A 15,683-nucleotide genomic window follows, 5' to 3' on the forward strand; every position below is an offset into this window, starting at 1 on the left:
TATCTATGACCGTTTTTTACAGTGCGGAGAAGAAAGGTTTTTACGACAGCGAGCTGCATCCGCTGAGTCAAATTCCGCCGGATGCAAAACCCATTACTCATGAGCGCCATCAGGAGTTGCTGATGGGGCAGTCAGACCGCAAGGTCATCCTGGCGGATGATGAGGGCGTTCCCTACCTCAGTGATCCACCACCGATGATTCCTGACGTCGCAGAAATCATCAAACGCATGGATGATTATGCCGCCAACCAGTACACCTACTTGAACCGCTTCGAAGTGGAGTATCGCGAACGCTCCGCAGCGGCCAGGGCCTATCGGGATGCTGGCTACACTGGAGAACCCGGCATTTGGATCACGTCTTTCGCCAGCGCTACAGGGCTTGAAACCCGCCCAGCCACTGATCGCATTCTCAGCCAGTCAGACGCGCTGGCTGACGCCTTCGCACAACTGGCAGCGCTTCGCATGCGAAAGTATGAAGTCAGCGCCTTGCAAGGCCAGGCCGCGCTGGAACTCGCTAAGCAAATCACGGCGGCAATGGACCAAGTGATCGCGAACATCAGCTGAGCTTGTAGCCAGCCCCTCTACAACGCCGACCTCTCGCCCAGAGGTCGCGCGCGCGGCAACCTCTGCACTGTCATTCCATCACAGCGCAGGCACCAACCCATGGCCGATTATCTCCACGGCGTGCGGGTCATCGAACTCAACGACGGCACCCGCCCCATTCGCACTATTCCCACCGCAGTTATCGGCATGGTTTGCACGGCTGAAGATGCGGACCCACTCGTTTTCCCTCTGGACACGCCCGTCCTGATCACCAACGTGCAGACTGCCGTCGGCAAAGCCGGCGTTAAGGGCACCCTGGCCGCGAGCCTGCAAGGCATCGCCGACCAGACCAAGCCCTATGTCATCGTTGTGCGGGTCAAAGAAGGTGCCGACGAAGCGGCCACTACCAGCGCCCTGATCGGCGGCACCACACCGACCGGCCAGTACACCGGCATGAAAGCCCTACTCGCCTCCAAGTCTCGCGTGGGCATGGCCCCGCGCATCCTCGGCGTGCCTGGCCTGGACAGTTTGCCGGTGGCCACCGCACTCGGCGCCATCGCCAAAGACCTCCGCGCCTTTGCCTACGTCAGCGCCTGGGGCTGCAAGACCAAGGAAGAGGTGGTCGCTTATCGCGCGAACTTCGGCGCCCGCGAAATGATGGTGATTTGGCCGGACTTCCAGAACTGGGACACCGTCGCCAACAAGACCACCACGGCCTCGGCTGTGGCCCGTGCACTGGGCCTGCGCGCCAAGATCGATCAGGAGACAGGCTGGCATAAAACCCTGTCCAACGTGGCCGTCAGCGGCGTGACCGGTATCAGCGCCGACGTGTTCTGGGACCTGCAAAACCCGGCCACGGACGCCAACTACCTGAACAGCAACGACGTCACCACCCTGATCAACGCCAACGGCTTCCGCTTCTGGGGTAGCCGCACCTGCAGCGATGACCCGTTGTTCGCCTTCGAAAACTACACCCGCACCGCACAAATCATCGCGGACACCATGGGCGAAGCGCACATGTGGGCTATCGACAGGCCCATGCACGCCTCCCTGGTACGCGACCTGGTCGAAGGCGTGAACGCCAAGATGCGCGAGCTGAAGTCCCAGGGCTATCTAATCGGCGGCAGCTGCTGGTATCCCGACGACGTCAACACCAAGGACACCCTCAAGGACGGCAAGCTGTGGGTTGATTACGACTACACCCCCGTTCCGCCCCTTGAAGACCTCACTTTCCGCCAGCGAATCACCGACCGTTACCTGATCGACTTCGCCAAGGGCATCAACAGCTAAACCGGGCCTCCCCGCAAGGGGAGTTCACCCTGACCCCGTATCCCGGAGAACACCGCCATGGCAATGCCACGCAAACTCAAAAACCTCAATCTGTTCAATGACGGCAACAGCTACCTCGGCTTGGTGAAGTCTCTCACCCTGCCCTCCCTCGGCCGCAAGATGGAAGCCTATCGCGGCGGCGGCATGAATGGCCCGGTCAAGGCTGACCTGGGCATGTCCGACGACGGCATTCAGTTCGAATGGAAGACCGGCGGCCTCGATCTGATCTCTCTGCGCCAGTTCGGCGCGGTCAACGCCTCCAGCGTGGCCCTGCGATTCTCTGGCCCGTATCAGCAGGACGACACGGGCGAAGTCAGCAATGTGGAAGTGGTCGTGCGCGGTCGACACGAAACCATCGAGATGGGTGACGCCCAGCCCGGTGAAGACACAGAGCATTCCATGACCACCACCTGCAGCTACTACAAGCTGACCGTGGATGGCGAAGAAATCATCGAAATCGACCTGCTCAACTTTGTCGAGAAGGTCAACGGCGTGGACATGCTGGAGAAGCACCGCACCGGCATGGGCATCTGACCCGCCCGCTCGATCGAGACTCACCCTTTAATTACCAGGAGCAACTCCCATGAAGAAAGAAACCATCGAACAGCCCGACGTGCAGCAGCTGGCCGACGATAATACCGTCACCCTCGACACGCCGATCCGTCGTGGCACCACCAGCATCGAGATCATTACCCTGCGCAAGCCGAACTCCGGTGAGCTGCGCGGCGTGAGCCTGGTGGAGCTGCTTCAGATGGATGTCGGCAGTCTGATCAAGGTTCTGCCGCGCATCAGCTCGCCGAGCCTCACCGCCATCGAAGTCGCCGGCATGGACCCTGCCGACCTGCTGGCCCTGAGCAGCAAAATCTCTGGTTTTTTGTTGCAGAAGTCGGCGAAGACGGATGCATCCCTCGTCGCGTAGAGGACGCCATGGCCGATCTGGCCGTGGTTTTTCACTGGGCACCGGCTGATATGGATCAGTTGGGCCTGCAAGACCTGATGGACTGGCGCGAGCGCGCCAGGGTGCGGAGTTCCAACGATGGCGAATGATCTGAGACTTCAGGTGCTGCTCAGCGCCATCGACAAAGCCACAGGTCCGCTGAACAAAATCACGGGCGGTAGCAAGGAAACCGCCCGCGCCCTCAAAGCCGCTCGCGACCGCCTGAAGGAACTCAACACACAGCAACGTGACGTCGGCGCATGGCGTGAACTGCAGGCCGCAACCCGCGCAACATCCGAGGCGCTCGCCGCCAACAACACCAAGGTAGGCGAACTCGCCCGCGAAACGGCCAAAGTCCGGCAGCAGCTCGCGCCGACTCAGGCGCTGTTCGACAAGTCCCGGCAGAAGGTCGACGCGCTCAAAACCAGTCAGACGGACCTCAAGCGCGAACTCACCGGGATACGCAATGCCCTGGGGTTGATGAGCGACGAACACCGCCAATCAGCCAGCCAGATCGCCGCGCTCAATACGGTGATGCAAAAGGGCAATGCCCTGACCCGAGCGCAGCACGACGAATACACCCGCCTCACAGCCGCACAGCGGGAGCGCAAGACCCAGCTGGACCAGCTCGCAGCCAAGGAAAAGGCCCTGGCTGACCGGTTCACACTCAACAACGCGCAGCTGCGCACCAGTCGTGCGGGCCATGCCAGTCTGCGCGACGAGATCCGCCGCCTGGAAAGCCCGTTCAAGGACCAGCTCGCGCTGCTGAAACAGCACACCGCCGAGTCGAAACGCTTGGGCGAGCAGTACGGCCAGCAGCAAGTGAAACTTGCCAAACTCGGCGTGCACCTCAAAAACGCCGGCATCAACACCAATGCCCTGGGCGCGCACGAGCTGAAGCTCAAGCGCGATATCGACACCGCCACCCAGGCCATGAAATTGCAGATGGACCACCTGGATGCGTTGAAGCGAAAGCAGGACAGCCTGGCGAAAGCGCGTGCCGCCTACGACAAAACCCAGAGCCTGGCTGGCAGTGTTGCTGTATCCGGCGCCGCTAGCCTTGGCGCGGGCTACGCCGCCAGCCGCCCCGTCGTGTCGGCAATCAAAGCCTTTGCCCCGAATGAGGACTCTGCCACGCAGCTCAAAGTGTCGATGATGGACGACACCGGCAAGGTTTCTGCCGACTTCCAGAAGATCACGGACCTGGCCACCAAGCTGGGCGACCGACTGCCGGGTACCACGGCCGACTTCCAGAACATGATGACGATGCTTCGGCGCCAGGGCCTGAGTGCTAAGAGCATCCTGGGAGGCACTGGTGAAGCGGCTGCGTACCTGGGTGTGCAGCTGAATATGGGAGCGACAGAGGCAGCGGAATTCGCCGCCAAGATGCAGGACGCCACGCGCACCGGCGAGAAATACATGATGAGTCTGATGGATACCATCCAGCGCGGATTCTATGCGGGGTTGGATCCAGACAAAATGCTTCAGGGCTTCAGTAAAATCGCCCCCGTCATGGACACTATAAAGAAGTCCGGACTCGATGCAGCGAAGGAATTGGCGCCTCTGCTGATCATGATGGATCAAGCAGGTATGGACGGAAGCGCGGCGGGCAACTCCTTCCGCAAAATCTTTCAGGCGGGTCTCGATCAAGACAAAGTCGACAAAGCCAACAAAATTGCAGCGGGTGCCAACAAGGGCATCTCGCTGAAGTTCACCAACGACGACGGAAACTTCGCGGGGCTGGAGAACCTGTACGCACAGGTGGAAAAGCTCAAGGTCCTGAATGACACCGACCGCACCGCCGTGATCTCCAAGCTGTTCGGTGACGACGCCGAAACCATGACCACCTTGAACACCATGATGAACAAGGGGCTGGCCGGATATCAGGAGGTGCAACAGAAGCTGCAGAGCCAGGCCGACCTGCGTACTCGCGTCAACGAGCAGCTCGGCACGCTCACCAACGTCATGGAAGCGGCCGAGGGCAGCTTCACCAACGCCATGGCCGAGTTCGGCGCAGCAGTCGCTCCCGAGCTCAAGGGGCTGATCAATACGCTGGGCGAGCTTGCCAACGGCGTTGGAGCCTGGGCCAGGGAGAATCCTAAGTTGGCCGGGGGCCTGGTCAAAGTCGTTGCAGCTGTAGCGCTCGCAGCCGTGGTATTCGGCACATTGGCATTGACCATGGCAAGCATGCTTGGCCCCTTCGCTGTGCTGCGTTATGGGATGGCGATGTTCGGCATCCGTCTGGGCAGCATCAAGGCACAGTTGATCGGTACCCGCGTTGCGGCCGCAGGCGCCGGTGTAGAAGTCGGTCGGATGGGGAGGATCTGGAAAACCGTCACGGCCAGCAGAGCCGCCGGCGGCATGGTAAGCGTCATCCCTACGCTGATCAGTTCCGCGCGGCTTGCGGCGGTCAGCGTGTTGCCAATGCTCAGCGGCGCAATCAGCGCGGTCGGTGCGGCCATTCTGGCAACCCCGGTCGGGTGGCTGATCGCCGCTGTCGCGGGCCTGGTCGCCGCCGCGTTGCTGATTTACAAGTACTGGAAGCCGATTAAAGGGTTCTTCCTCGGCTTCTGGCAGGGGATCACTGAAGCCCTGCAGCCGGTCCTTTCCGGGTTCGGTAAGTTCGGCGGCTTGCTGATCAGCCTGGCGAAAGCCGCCTACTCCATTCCGGTTATCGGTTTCGCGCTGCGCCTGCTGGGCAGCATCGTCCGCCCGCTGTTCAACATGATCTCTTCCGGTATCAGTGGTGTAATCAGTTGGTTCAGCGACCTATTAAAGCCGGTGGAAGACGTTGGCGGCGCCGCGCAGTCGATGGGCCAGCGCTTCGGTGCCGCCATCGGCAACATGATCATGACACTGCTGCAAAGCATCGGCTCGATTGCCACCGGCGCAGTCAACGTGTGGACCACCATCAAAGCCAGCTTTGACCAGGGCCTCGCCGGCATCCTGCAATTGATCACCAACTTCAGTCCGCTTGGCTTGTTCTACCAGGCGTTCGCCGGGGCCATGAACTACTTCGGCGTAGAGCTACCTGGGAAGTTCACAGAGTTCGGGGGCATGATCGTCAACGGCCTGGTCAACGGCTTGACGGCCGGGCTCGGTGCTGTGAAGGGGGCTATCAGTTCCATCGGCGACTCCAGCATCGGATGGTTCAAGGAAAAGTTGGGCATCCACAGCCCGTCGCGGGTGTTCGCTGAGCTGGGCGGTTTCACCATGGAAGGGCTGACAAAGGGCCTGGAGGGCGGACAAAAGGGGCCGCTCAACGCGTTGTCAAACATGGGCAAGCAACTGACTGCGGCCGGTACCCTGGCCCTCACCGCGACGGCCATGCCGGCGTTAGCGGTCGATGATCGTCCTCCGATCAGCAGCGCGGGCACTTCGACGGTTTACGACAGCCACGACACCTACCAAATCACCATCGCAGCGGCCCCTGGCATGGACATGCAAGCCATAGAGAAAAGTCTGCGCGCCATGCTCAACAAGATTGAAAACGAGAAACGCGCCCGTCAGCGCAGCAAGTTATCGGACCGGGATTAATCACCATGATGCTCAGCCTCGGCATGTTCGTGTTCAGCCTATCAACTCTCGCTTACCAGGAGCTGCAGCGCCAAACCAATTGGCGACATGCCAGCAACAGCCGAGTCGGGGCGTCACCCGCACTGCAGTTTGTCGGCCGTGGGGACGACACCATCACCCTCCCCGGCATCATCCTCCCGGAACTGGCTGGCAGCGTGCTCAGCCTGGACGCTCTGCGTTTGATGGCAAACACCGGCAAGGCCTGGCCGATGGTTGAAGGCACTGGCCGGATATACGGGTTGTGGGTTATCGAAAGCCTGAGCGAGACCAAAACTGTATTTTTCAGAGACGGCACGCCACAGCGCATCGAGTTCACACTTACGCTCAAGCGTACCGACGATGACCGTATCGACCTGCTCGGCGCCGCGACCAGTACCGGGCTCAGCATTCTGCGGGGGCTGTTGTGATAGAGGCCGCGCTGTCCAAAGTCACCGGTTACCTGGTGAACACGGCGGAACGCTTCGTTCGGGATGCCGCCTACCCTGTCCCTGCCTTCCGTCTCACGGTGGACGGCAACGATATCGCCATGAAGGTGAGCCCGCGGCTGATGAACCTCGAGCTCACAGACAACCGTGGCGTCGAGGCCGACCAGCTCACTATTACGCTGAGCGACCATGACGGTCTGCTGTCGATACCGCCCAAGGGCGCGGTGCTACGTTTATGGTTGGGGTGGAGCGACACCGGCCTGGTCGACAAAGGCACCTACACCGTCGACGAGACGGAACACACCGGCACGCCGGATGTGCTCAGCATTCGCGCTCGATCGGCAGATCTGCGCAAAGGACTGAAGACCAAACGCGAGCGCAGCTGGAGCAATACCACGCTGGGCAAGGTAATCGGCGACATCGCCATGGGAAACAACCTCACGTCGACTGTGCCCGGTGCACTCGGTGCGCTGCCGATCTTGCAGCTTGACCAGGCCAACGAATCGGATGCCAACCTGATTACCCGCTTGGGCGAAGAATTCGACGCGGTGGCCAGCGTGAAGGCCGGGTGTCTGCTGTGCATCCCCGCCGGCGGCGGCAAGACGGCGAGCGGGCTTCCCCTGCCCCACATTACCCTCACCCGTGCCGACGGCGACCAGCACCGCTACTTGCAGGCAGATCGCGACAGCTACGACGGTGTGCGCGCATATTTTTACGACGTGCACAGCGCCAAGAAACAGGAGGCGATTGCCGGCGGCGGTGACAATCTCAAAGACCTTCGCCACACCTACAGCGACCAGCAGTCTGCGCTCAGGGCCGCGAGAGCTGAATTCCGACGCCTGCAGCGCGGCAGCGCCACGCTCAGCTACACGCTCGCGATGGGCCGGCCGGATCTCATCCCCGAACTGACCTACACACTGCAGGGAGTTAAGGATGAGATCGACGAGATCATCTGGTACGGCGGCAATGTGCAGCACAGCCTGAGCCCGAACAGCGGCTATACCGTCAGCCTGGAGCTGGAAAGTAAGCTGCCCGAGGACAATGTTGAAGACTTGGCAGAAGAGAACAAGGGGGATTACACGGGGATCATCGCCTACTACCGCGATCAGAAAACCGGGAAAGAGAAGACGATTACTGCGGGGGATCAGACGAGGCCGAGGCGGTTGCGCTGGCTGTATGCAACTGACAAAACGGCCAAACGAGCAGTAGATCGCGAATGGAATAAAGTTAAAAATGCCGAGGTACAACCCCCGGCAAGTGAAAACGTAGTTTACTAACTTAATCTATGAGCCAATTCTACAACATCTCTATACCTGCTCAACCTAGAAATCGCATCGCCATTTATAAGAGAATAATATACAGTCGACCTCCAACTTGGCAACTGAGTAGATAACACTCGCAGCTCCTTAGCATCAGCATTTAACATCGTCAAATAGAAGAGAGCCATATCAGGAATTGAAGGCAGCTCCACAGAAAAGGAGAATGTAACCATGCTGCCACGAGTACTATCAAAGGATGCTACCGCTGTACGCCACTTATCTGGAAACCTTAAGTCGTGATATTGCTCAGCCTTCGATGCTTTAAAGAAAACCAAGTATGCTAACCAAAAGAAATGCACATCCCCCCCAAGAGTATCCGCAGCACTTTTAATCTGCTTTATATAATTTTCCAGCTCCCTCAATTCTACTTTGAAGTACTTACACAACCCTACTACGAAAAGTTGATTCTCCGTAAAACCCGGCATCTTACTAGTTACAGTATGCTTTCTGGGTTCATATACTTCAACATCATCAAAGTGGCTTCGCCCAACACGCCCTGTGATATTTACCTCCAAGTTTAAAGAACGGATATCTGGTAGACTACGATGCACCAAGGAAAAAATATCGCTGTTATCTAAACTAAACTCCGCGTCAAAAAATCGGTTCAGGTACTGCTCGGAAGCAAAACCCTGCCCGTACACCGCACGTATTGAATGAGCAAGCTGTTTGGAGTCGGAGGCAATAATAAACCTACAATCTTTTAACTCAAAAAAATGTTTGATACGCTCAAGTAACTCAATCGCATATGTCGGACGACACCGATCGAGTTCGTCAATGAATATAAATGCAGGTTTATTTAGCCCATTATTCTGCGCAGCAGAAGATAGCCTTTCTATCACTGCCGCCTTAAACTCGTCTACCTGTCGAGCCGTGTTAGCCTGATCTGTTATGAGGGAGGTTACCAAATCGCTCGCAGAATCCGCAGCGTCATCCCCACTTCCATCCCCAATCAACTCATCAAGATCAACACCAACGTATTTTCTTACCAGCCCCTTCGCAATTAAAGGCATTGCTTTCTTTAAAATACCAGCACCTACATCAACTGCACGCCGGCCAGCCTCATAACTTGTAATATCAAGCTCATCTTTAGTCTGCTGCTCAATACATGTTACCAAAGCTAATAATGGCTCAGCGGAATAATCAGTCTCCCACGCGTTAAACAGAACACATACGTGCTCCTTACTTAAATCTGCCTTCCAACGTTCTAAAAAAAACGTTTTCCCTGACCCCCAAGGTGAGTTGACATTTAGCACTTTAACATGCTCGTTAGCGAGCAAATATTTTGTGAGAAATTCACAACTTGGCTTGCGACCCATAAAATCGTCAGCCCAAACGTCATGTTCTTCATGCATTCCCTATCTCCTTTTCCATAAAAACAAAGATTATGAAACTTACGAACCCGACACTATTCCAAGAATAGACGTTATCACTCTGTTGCTTGAGTGAAAACCTCTAATAACCGCAATATATCTAGCTGCCTTTGAGTACTGACGATTCTGAACATTACCAGCAGTCTCACCTCCAGATCGCTAAGGCAGTTTGAATCTGCAGCCGCCACCTTGTTCTCCGATACAACGCTGTTCTCCATCATGCGAATACTCCTCTTACACGCAATGAGGACTCGGCGCCTAGGTGGCGCCGCGACAGATCCCCATGGAACAGCTAATTTCCAACACATTTTGCCGTGTCATCGGACCCCGGTGAAAAAATATCTGTAGCAGTAACATCATTGCGAGGTTTCGAGAGATGGCAGCGTCATGTACACACGGTTCTCAGCCCAGCCTTGAAAGTTGCCGGTGCCCCTAGCGACGTAATGCTAATTGAAACTGGGCTCTGGATCATCTAGACGCAGCTCACCATTGGTTAACCGACCGTCATGGTCGGCATATCCAAACCACTTCGCTGGCTGCAAACCTTAATCGGGCTTCTTGTTACCTTCCAAGCCCGCCGCACTCGCGAATGCCGCCGCGGTCCGCAGTAGCACATTTCGGTCACCTTCTGGCATACGGCGCAGGTTTTCCAATACAGCCGATTCGACCTCGGTCAAGTTGTTGAGGTTGGCTTCAGCCTGCGAGCCAGTCAGCACGTAATAAACGTCCACTCCAAGCTCTTGGAGGCCGGACAGATAGCGTATGTCGGGGGAGCTTGCCCCTAATTCATATGCTTTTTGAGTACCACGACTGACCCCTGCGGAGACGCCAAAGTCGGTCTGGTTTTTGCCCAACCGTTCGCGTTCTTCGCGCAAGCGTTCACCGACACCTGGAGAGATGAGCAATTTTTTGATCAATATAAGTTGACTTGAACAGAAATCTGCCCAAGAATCCTTTTCGTCGAACACGATTAAACACGGACGAACACTATGCATGCCCTACAGACCCCCGAGCAAGCCCGCGCGGTTCTTGATCGCGAGGGTAAAAGCATTGCCGAATTTAGCCGCCAACATGGCTTGAACAAAAATCTGGTCAGCGACTTGCTAAACGGCCGTAAAAAAGGTCGTCGGGGAGAAGCGCATCGAGCAGCTGTATTGCTCGGGATCAAAGACGGCCAGATCACAAACTAGGGCCTCTGGCTCCAAGGGGAAACCAGAAGATGAAACGCCCAGTTCTAGACAGCAGAAAGAGCGTCGTTATGGCGGTCATCGGCGCCTACCCTGGCGGTCGGATGTACGCCGCCGCCGACCTCGGTATGCCGCTTAAGAAATTCGATAACCAGGCCTACGAGAACGCGGGCAGTCGCCCACTGACGGACGAACACATTCACCGCCTCGAACAGACCGCAGGCACTACCTACCTTGCCGACTACATCGCCTCCATGTACGGCGGCATGTTCGTGCCCCTGAGCCTCCCGGACACCCTAGACAACGTCGAGTTGTACAGCCGCTCGCTCAAAGCGTCGGCTCAGCGGGGCAAGGTCGATCAGATCATGGCTGCGGCGCTAGATGACGGGGTTATCGAAAAACGTGAGGCCGACGCGATTGTCGCCGCCCTGATCACGTACATGTCAGCCCGATACGCCGAAGTGTTTGCAACCATCCAGCTTTACAGCCAGGGAGCCGTTTAGTGAGTACATACAAGCTGGTGTGCCCTTGCTGCAACAGTTCCATGCGCATCCGTACCTCCGAGGGGCAGACACCCTGCTTCCGCTCGATGTACTCGGAATGCACCAATTTGCTGTGCGGTGCCACCTTCTCCGGCTCGTTGGTTTGGGAGTATCAGCTCAGCCCGTCGGGCATAGAGCATCCCCTGACGGTTCTGCCCATGGCTCCCACAAAGGTTCGACTACTTGCACGTCAGAACCTCAAGGCGAAAAACGATCAACCCGATCTGCTGGAACAACTGGAAATGGAGGCCGCACCTGTATGAACACCATCGCCCTGACTAACAACCCCGCCAGTGACTACCGAGCCGCAATGCAACAAGCGGCTGTGGCCTACCTCTACCGTCACCGTTGCGAACATCTCGCCGGCGACGGCCAGCTGTTAGAGAACTGCTCCCGGTATTTGACTCAGTCGCTTGAGGTGCCGACGCACCTGGTGCAGCGCATTGCTGAGCTGGCGGTGGCCGAGTTTGAAAGCATGACCTGCAAGCGTGTGGCCTGGCTTGGGATTCATCCCACAAGCGGCCCCTTCCGGCCGGCGATCTTGCTGCTCGACAACTGCACTCAACAGCGACATCGCGTTTCAGCACGCCTACTCCCTACACGCCTGCTGCTGACTCGCAACCTCCCGCACTAAACCAAAACCCTCCCTACTAGATGCCCGCACCGCGTGGGTAGGGGAAATTTGCAACTTACTGGTGGCCGAAATGAGCAAAATCACCATAAAACTGGAGCTGGACGAACAACAGGCGCAGCACTACCTGTTGTGGTTGACCAGTCAGTACGAAGTCACCATGGCTGATATTTGGTACTCCGACCGGTACCGGAACGTGCCAAGTGGCCAGCGAGCGCCGAAGGTGCTCGAGGACTTGCCCTACCTGGCAGGCATCTGCAAGACGCGCACCGAGCTGAAAAAACAGCTCGTTGTTACGGCTGCGGAGCATGTGCAGTGATTCGCAAGCCCATGGAAGACAAGATCCGCGCTGATGTGCTTCAGCGCCTGGAGTCTGATTACGGCCTTCAGCACATGAAAGGCACGCATTACATGCGTAAGGGCACCTGCCCGCAGTGCAATCAAAAACGTTTGTTTTCGCGCCACGATGAACCCTGGTTCATCCGCTGTGGCCGCGAGAAAAATTGCCGCTATATGGCTCCCACAAAAGAGCTTTACCCGGACCTGTTCGATGACTGGAGCAAGCGCGCACCGGCTACCCGTGACGAGCCTGCCGCCAGCGCAAAAGCGTACCTGACGTTTTCCCGAGGTTTCCGCGTTGAGCTGATAGAGGGTTGGTACACCCAGGAAAGCTACTTTGATCGCGATCTGAATATTGGCTCTGCCACCGTGCGCTTCCCCTTGGAACACGGCGGGTACTGGGAGCGCTTGATTGACCAACCGTCACGGTTCGGTAAGAAGAAGGCCCGCTTCCAACCCCTCAAGAGCTACAGGGGGCACTGGTGGTGCCCGCCGTGCGTGGATCTGCTGGAAGTAACTGAGCTGTGGATCGTTGAAGGCATCTTTGACGCCATAGCGCTCATTCAAAACGGTATCTCTGCGGTTGCGGCGCTATCTTCAAACGCCTTTCCAGAGGAATCACTCAAGGCCCTGATCACGGCTCGCGGCGGTAAAACTCCAAAGCTGGTTTGGGCTCTGGATAACGAGCCAGGCGCTCACAAGTACACCCGTATGTGGGTCAACCGTGCCCGCGAACTCGGTTTTACCTGCGAGGCTGCTCAGGTGACACAGCCTGACGCCCGCAAGGTTGACTGGAACGATCTGCATCAACGCTGGGCGTTTATCGACGATGAAAAAGCCCGCGCTGATCGCATCGAAAAGGACTTGAAAGAAGCTCGTCACCAGGGCGCCCTGCTGATTGCAGAGAGTGCCAGCGACAAGGCATTGCTCATGTACCAGTGGCGTGAACGTGAGGAATTCCACTTCTGTTTCGACTCCCGCCTGTACTGGTGGAAATTGGACTTGGCGAAATACAACAGCGCCAAGCAGGCCCTCGAAAAGAGCGATGGCCACGAGGCTCAGACCCTCAATGAAAAGCAGCTTCGGGAGAAGGCGCTGAACGTCGCCGGCTGCGTTGTCGAGATCGCCAACTGCTACCCCAAAGCCCTTTATTTCCAGCGCAACGAGATTACCGACGAGTCTTGGTACTTCTTCCGCGTCGACTTCCCGCACGACGGCGGTTCAGTGAAAAACACCTTCACGGGTGGTCAGGTCGCCGCTGCCAGCGAATTCAAGAAAAGACTTCTCGGCATGGGTGCCGGAGCCGTGTTCACCGGCAGTGGACAGCAATTGGACAAACTCATGAAAGACCAGCTTTTCGGCATCAAGACCGTTCAGACCATTGATTACGTGGGCTACAGCAAGGAATACCACTGCTACGTGTTCAACGACGTCGCCATCCGCGAAGGCCAGGTGATCCACATCAATGAGGAAGAGTTTTTTGAGATGGGTAAGTTGAAGCTCAAGACTCTGCAAAAGGGTGTGAAGATCGATTTGGAGAAGGATGGCAAAAAATACGATGACCAGTGGCTTGGGCTTCTGTGGCAGTGCTTCGGAGCCCAGGGCATCGTGGCGTTGACCTTCTGGTTTGGCTCGCTGTTCGCCGAACAGATCCGCGGCCGGTACCAGTCGTTTCCTTTCCTTGAGGCCACTGGCGAGGCCGGCGCCGGCAAGACCACGTTGCTCACACTGCTATGGAAACTCGCCGGGCGCGACGGATACGAAGGGTTCGACCCGTCCAAATCCACCAAGGCCGGCCGCAGCCGCTTGATGGGCCAAGTATCCGGCATGCCCATTGTGCTGCTGGAATCGGACCGCAGCGGCGACGACAAGGCCCATGCCAAAACCTTCGAATGGGACGAACTCAAGGACTACTACGGCGGCGGCACCCTGGCGACCAAGGGTGTGAAAACCGCCGGTAACGAAACCTACGAACCACCGTTTCGCGGCACCATCGCCATCAGCCAGAACGCCCCTGTTGTGGCGTCAGAAGCGATCATGACCCGGATCGTCAAACTGCACTTTGTGCGCCCGAACGTCACCGCTGAAAGCCGTGCGGCGGCAGATCGGCTCAATGCGCTGGAAGGTTCGAGACTCAGCAACTTTGTGTTGCAGGCAGTACGTAAAGAGCTCGAGGTGATGGAGCTGTTCGGCCAGCGAATAGCGGGCTACGAGGCGAAGTTGCGCAATTTGCACTCCCACTGCTTTGCCTGCGACACCCCATTCAAAGATGAGCACGGCGAATGTAGCCATTGCGGCAACAAGCTGCGCGGTTACATCCGGGTGGAGCGGATCAACAAGAACCACGCCCAAATGCTCGCCCTGCTGGACTGCCTGTGCATGGTGGTGCCGCTCACCGACGCTCAGGTCGAGCACACCCGCTCGCAGATCATCCGCATGGCAATTGAGCGCCAGGCCTCGATCAGCTCCGACCATCCGGTGGTGGCTGAGTTCTGGGAGGTTTACGAATACCTGGAAGGTCTGGACGCCGAAGGCCCAGTGGTCAACCACAGTAAAAAAGACCACATCATCGCAATCAACCTCAACGACTTCGTGAAATGCGCCGCAGAGAACCGACAAAAAATCGCTGACGTCAGCGAGCTGCGCGAACGCCTGAAGGACTCCCGCTCGCGGAAGCTGCTCGACGTCAACAAAGCGACTGACAGCGCGGTACGGGCTCACCAGGCCAATAAGACCAACGCCGTCGTCACGAAGCAACCCATCGTGAAATGCTGGCACTTCCAGGCCTGATTAATCAGCGGCAATACCTGCCAGGCGCTGCAACGTCTGACACACCCAAAGGAGAAGCACCATGCACGTACAAGTCATCACCGGTGACGGCCCAGACGGCGAAAACAATCGCCTGCGGCACATAAAAGAGCTGAAAGCCTGGTTCACCCGGCCCGCGAAAATCGTTCATGCCGAAGCCTACGACCCTGCCGGCCTGGTCGCCATTCTAGAGGCCCGTGCGGAAACTGAAAGAGAGTTACTGGTACTAGAGTGCAGCCGGGAGCAGATCCAAGCAGTGCTGGAATGGCAGTCGCAAACGGATGATTTTATCGAGTATGAAAACCTGCTCCTGCACCTGGTGCGCGAGCAAAACCCAAACGGCGAAAGCCAGTAAGAAGGTGGTGCCGAGGGGCTGCAACCCCTCGACACCGACCACCCAAAGGAGAAGCACCATGCAAGTGAATCAACCCCAAGGCGGCACCGCAGAGGCTACCACAACCCCGCTTGCTGTCGGAGACAAGGTCAGCTACGTCGCAATGAGCGGCGGTGGCCGAGAATATCGCCTCAGCGCACGTACAGGCGTGATCGTAGCGATCGAAGGCAACGTTGCCACCCTGCGCGCGGCCAACGGCCGCAGCGTTACGCAGCCCCTCGATAAGCTGACGCCCGAAGGCCAGCCCAATGCACTGACACGCATGGTTATGGGAGGGCTGTGAT

Annotated in this window: 18 protein-coding genes; 16 read left to right on the top strand and 2 right to left on the bottom strand. The window is 57.5% G+C overall.

Annotation, left to right across the window (positions count from 1 at the left end):
• Positions 1-5 precede the first annotated feature (5 nt).
• The 8 genes from BFQ00_RS00340 to BFQ00_RS00370 all read left to right on the top strand — a co-directional run bounded on the left by BFQ00_RS00340 (position 6) and on the right by BFQ00_RS00370 (position 8,086).
• Positions 6-563 carry a hypothetical protein gene (locus BFQ00_RS00340; RefSeq protein ID WP_065932292.1) on the top strand — a complete coding sequence of 186 codons (558 nt, stop codon included), beginning with the start codon at positions 6-8 and terminating at the stop codon, positions 561-563.
• Between the two features lie 99 nt (positions 564-662).
• Positions 663-1,832, top strand: coding sequence for a phage tail sheath protein (locus BFQ00_RS00345; RefSeq protein ID WP_065932293.1), 1,170 nt, complete (start codon positions 663-665; stop codon positions 1,830-1,832).
• Between the two features lie 57 nt (positions 1,833-1,889).
• Complete coding sequence (locus BFQ00_RS00350) at positions 1,890-2,405, top strand: phage major tail tube protein (protein WP_065932294.1); 516 nt, start codon at positions 1,890-1,892, stop codon at positions 2,403-2,405.
• A 49-nt stretch (positions 2,406-2,454) separates the two neighbouring features.
• The gene (locus BFQ00_RS00355) at positions 2,455-2,790 is read left to right on the top strand and encodes a phage tail assembly protein (RefSeq protein ID WP_065932295.1); all 336 of its coding nucleotides are present in this window, start codon (positions 2,455-2,457) and stop codon (positions 2,788-2,790) included.
• A gap of 8 nt (positions 2,791-2,798) precedes the next feature.
• Positions 2,799-2,918, top strand: a complete 120-nt coding sequence (locus tag BFQ00_RS27485; protein ID WP_082430453.1) for a GpE family phage tail protein — start codon at positions 2,799-2,801, stop codon at positions 2,916-2,918.
• On the top strand, positions 2,908-6,345 hold the full coding sequence (locus BFQ00_RS00360; RefSeq protein ID WP_065932296.1) for a phage tail tape measure protein: 3,438 nt from the start codon (positions 2,908-2,910) through the stop codon (positions 6,343-6,345). The genes BFQ00_RS27485 and BFQ00_RS00360 overlap by 11 nt, the downstream gene beginning before the upstream one ends.
• 5 nt (positions 6,346-6,350) lie before the next feature.
• Complete coding sequence (locus BFQ00_RS00365) at positions 6,351-6,791, top strand: phage tail protein (protein WP_065932297.1); 441 nt, start codon at positions 6,351-6,353, stop codon at positions 6,789-6,791.
• Positions 6,788-8,086, top strand: a complete 1,299-nt coding sequence (locus BFQ00_RS00370) for a phage late control D family protein (protein WP_065932298.1) — start codon at positions 6,788-6,790, stop codon at positions 8,084-8,086. The genes BFQ00_RS00365 and BFQ00_RS00370 overlap by 4 nt, the downstream gene beginning before the upstream one ends.
• On the opposite strand, the gene BFQ00_RS00375 is transcribed toward BFQ00_RS00370, so the two are convergent.
• Complete coding sequence (locus BFQ00_RS00375) at positions 8,083-9,480, bottom strand: KAP family P-loop NTPase fold protein (protein WP_065932299.1); 1,398 nt, start codon at positions 9,478-9,480, stop codon at positions 8,083-8,085. The genes BFQ00_RS00370 and BFQ00_RS00375 overlap by 4 nt on opposite strands.
• A gap of 563 nt (positions 9,481-10,043) precedes the next feature.
• Entirely contained in the window at positions 10,044-10,466 is a 423-nt protein-coding gene (locus tag BFQ00_RS00380; RefSeq protein WP_371914179.1) for an XRE family transcriptional regulator, read from the bottom strand.
• A gap of 21 nt (positions 10,467-10,487) precedes the next feature.
• On the opposite strand from BFQ00_RS00380, the gene BFQ00_RS27490 reads away from it, so the two are divergent.
• The 8 genes from BFQ00_RS27490 (at position 10,488) to BFQ00_RS00415 (ending at position 15,682) form a co-directional block, all read left to right on the top strand.
• On the top strand, positions 10,488-10,688 hold the full coding sequence (locus BFQ00_RS27490; RefSeq protein WP_017477234.1) for a DNA-binding protein: 201 nt from the start codon (positions 10,488-10,490) through the stop codon (positions 10,686-10,688).
• Between the two features lie 29 nt (positions 10,689-10,717).
• Positions 10,718-11,188, top strand: coding sequence for a YmfL family putative regulatory protein (locus BFQ00_RS00385; protein WP_065932300.1), 471 nt, complete (start codon positions 10,718-10,720; stop codon positions 11,186-11,188).
• Positions 11,188-11,490 (top strand): ogr/Delta-like zinc finger family protein, encoded by a 303-nt coding sequence (locus BFQ00_RS00390; protein ID WP_065932301.1) that lies wholly within the window; start codon positions 11,188-11,190, stop codon positions 11,488-11,490. The genes BFQ00_RS00385 and BFQ00_RS00390 overlap by 1 nt, the downstream gene beginning before the upstream one ends.
• Positions 11,487-11,861: a hypothetical protein gene (locus BFQ00_RS00395; RefSeq protein ID WP_065932302.1), complete on the top strand. Its 375-nt coding sequence runs from the start codon at positions 11,487-11,489 to the stop codon at positions 11,859-11,861. The genes BFQ00_RS00390 and BFQ00_RS00395 overlap by 4 nt, the downstream gene beginning before the upstream one ends.
• A gap of 70 nt (positions 11,862-11,931) precedes the next feature.
• The gene (locus BFQ00_RS00400) at positions 11,932-12,177 is read left to right on the top strand and encodes a hypothetical protein (RefSeq protein ID WP_065932303.1); all 246 of its coding nucleotides are present in this window, start codon (positions 11,932-11,934) and stop codon (positions 12,175-12,177) included.
• A gap of 11 nt (positions 12,178-12,188) precedes the next feature.
• Positions 12,189-14,987, top strand: coding sequence for a toprim domain-containing protein (locus BFQ00_RS00405; RefSeq protein WP_170827523.1), 2,799 nt, complete (start codon positions 12,189-12,191; stop codon positions 14,985-14,987).
• A gap of 61 nt (positions 14,988-15,048) precedes the next feature.
• Positions 15,049-15,360: a hypothetical protein gene (locus BFQ00_RS00410; protein WP_065932305.1), complete on the top strand. Its 312-nt coding sequence runs from the start codon at positions 15,049-15,051 to the stop codon at positions 15,358-15,360.
• Between the two features lie 58 nt (positions 15,361-15,418).
• Positions 15,419-15,682 (top strand): hypothetical protein, encoded by a 264-nt coding sequence (locus tag BFQ00_RS00415; protein WP_065932306.1) that lies wholly within the window; start codon positions 15,419-15,421, stop codon positions 15,680-15,682.
• The last annotated feature ends 1 nt before the right edge of the window (position 15,683 follow it).

It is taken from the genome of Pseudomonas sp. 28 E 9, assembly GCF_900004785.1.
Classification (GTDB): domain Bacteria; phylum Pseudomonadota; class Gammaproteobacteria; order Pseudomonadales; family Pseudomonadaceae; genus Aquipseudomonas; species Aquipseudomonas orientalis_A.

What these genes read in the sequence shown, in the direction of transcription:
- BFQ00_RS00395 (WP_065932302.1), top strand. Translation starts at nt 11,487, where the DNA reads ATGAACACCATCGCCCTGACTAACAACCCCGCCAGTGACTACCGAGCC.
- BFQ00_RS00400 (WP_065932303.1), top strand. Translation starts at nt 11,932, where the DNA reads ATGAGCAAAATCACCATAAAACTGGAGCTGGACGAACAACAGGCGCAG.
- BFQ00_RS00365 (WP_065932297.1), top strand. Translation starts at nt 6,351, where the DNA reads ATGATGCTCAGCCTCGGCATGTTCGTGTTCAGCCTATCAACTCTCGCT.
- BFQ00_RS00375 (WP_065932299.1), bottom strand. Translation starts at nt 9,480, where the DNA reads ATGCATGAAGAACATGACGTTTGGGCTGACGATTTTATGGGTCGCAAG.
- BFQ00_RS00345 (WP_065932293.1), top strand. Translation starts at nt 663, where the DNA reads ATGGCCGATTATCTCCACGGCGTGCGGGTCATCGAACTCAACGACGGC.
- BFQ00_RS00340 (WP_065932292.1), top strand. Translation starts at nt 6, where the DNA reads ATGACCGTTTTTTACAGTGCGGAGAAGAAAGGTTTTTACGACAGCGAG.
- BFQ00_RS00350 (WP_065932294.1), top strand. Translation starts at nt 1,890, where the DNA reads ATGGCAATGCCACGCAAACTCAAAAACCTCAATCTGTTCAATGACGGC.
- BFQ00_RS00415 (WP_065932306.1), top strand. Translation starts at nt 15,419, where the DNA reads ATGCAAGTGAATCAACCCCAAGGCGGCACCGCAGAGGCTACCACAACC.
- BFQ00_RS00405 (WP_170827523.1), top strand. Translation starts at nt 12,189, where the DNA reads ATGGAAGACAAGATCCGCGCTGATGTGCTTCAGCGCCTGGAGTCTGAT.
- BFQ00_RS00360 (WP_065932296.1), top strand. Translation starts at nt 2,908, where the DNA reads ATGGCGAATGATCTGAGACTTCAGGTGCTGCTCAGCGCCATCGACAAA.
- BFQ00_RS00385 (WP_065932300.1), top strand. Translation starts at nt 10,718, where the DNA reads ATGAAACGCCCAGTTCTAGACAGCAGAAAGAGCGTCGTTATGGCGGTC.
- BFQ00_RS00410 (WP_065932305.1), top strand. Translation starts at nt 15,049, where the DNA reads ATGCACGTACAAGTCATCACCGGTGACGGCCCAGACGGCGAAAACAAT.
- BFQ00_RS27485 (WP_082430453.1), top strand. Translation starts at nt 2,799, where the DNA reads ATGGCCGATCTGGCCGTGGTTTTTCACTGGGCACCGGCTGATATGGAT.
- BFQ00_RS00355 (WP_065932295.1), top strand. Translation starts at nt 2,455, where the DNA reads ATGAAGAAAGAAACCATCGAACAGCCCGACGTGCAGCAGCTGGCCGAC.
- BFQ00_RS27490 (WP_017477234.1), top strand. Translation starts at nt 10,488, where the DNA reads ATGCATGCCCTACAGACCCCCGAGCAAGCCCGCGCGGTTCTTGATCGC.